This window comes from Thermanaeromonas sp. C210 (assembly GCF_013167955.1).
In the GTDB taxonomy this organism is placed as follows: domain Bacteria; phylum Bacillota; class DSM-521; order Neomoorellales; family Neomoorellaceae; genus UBA12545.
This window is the reverse complement of record NZ_BLWF01000014.1, coordinates 1-759: the sequence shown is the minus strand read 5'-3', so window position 1 is coordinate 759 and position 759 is coordinate 1. Positions and strand designations below refer to the sequence as shown.

The window sequence follows — 759 nt, the reverse complement described above, 5'->3', positions numbered from 1 at the left end:
ATCAACTCCTGCCGTGGTCGGAAACTCTGCCCCCCGTTTGCCGGATGAATAATTAAGCTTGTTTTAGCCCCTACCCCTTAGATGATTCGGTAGGGGTTCTTTTATGCTTACTACCGCAACCCAACAACGTGGGTAGTATTTGACGCTTACTTGGCAATGAACAACATCGGCGACGATAAACGAGTGGTCCCCCGTTTCGGTAATGGACAGCACCCGGCATTCCATATGTGCCCTGCATTCGGCGACTCCGCACGGTTTTACCTCCCGTGAGGGTATGGCGGTGAAACCGGCCAAAGTAAACTTTTTCTGACCCGGCTCCACCATGTAGGAGCACTTGACCAGCCTTTCCGCTATGTCCAGGTTCGGCAGGTTGATGACAAATTCGCCTTCTCGTTCGATATTTTTCAAGGTGTGCTGCTTCTTCGGACTGTTTAGCAGCGCCAGACCCACCCGTGGCGGATTAACAGACACCGGTGTCACCCAGCTGAAGGGGGCCACATGTGTTGTTCCATCCGGTTCGAGAGTCGTTACCAGGACGGGGTTGCTCGGCTGGAGAAAGTAATAACTCTCCGGCAGCCGTGTTTTTGGCAAGTTGACTTTGGCCATTCCTTTTACTCCTTCTTGGTGTTTTTTAAGAGCCATCTGCGCTGACGCGGAAATAAGAAAGGTGAAGGTATGAAGGGATTGGGGGAAAAAATTTTACCCCGGGAAAGGCATGAATTTGGTTGGGGTTGAGGGGGATTGGGTTTAAGGAATTAA

At 51.1% G+C, this 759-nt stretch carries 1 protein-coding gene; it reads right to left on the bottom strand.

Translation table 11 applies throughout. The features are described from left to right. Positions 1 to 63: 63 nt before the first annotated feature. Positions 64 to 606: a flavin reductase family protein gene (locus TAMC210_RS13185; protein WP_173299278.1), complete on the bottom strand. Its 543-nt coding sequence runs from the start codon at positions 604 to 606 to the stop codon at positions 64 to 66. Between the last annotated feature and the right edge of the window lie 153 nt (positions 607 to 759).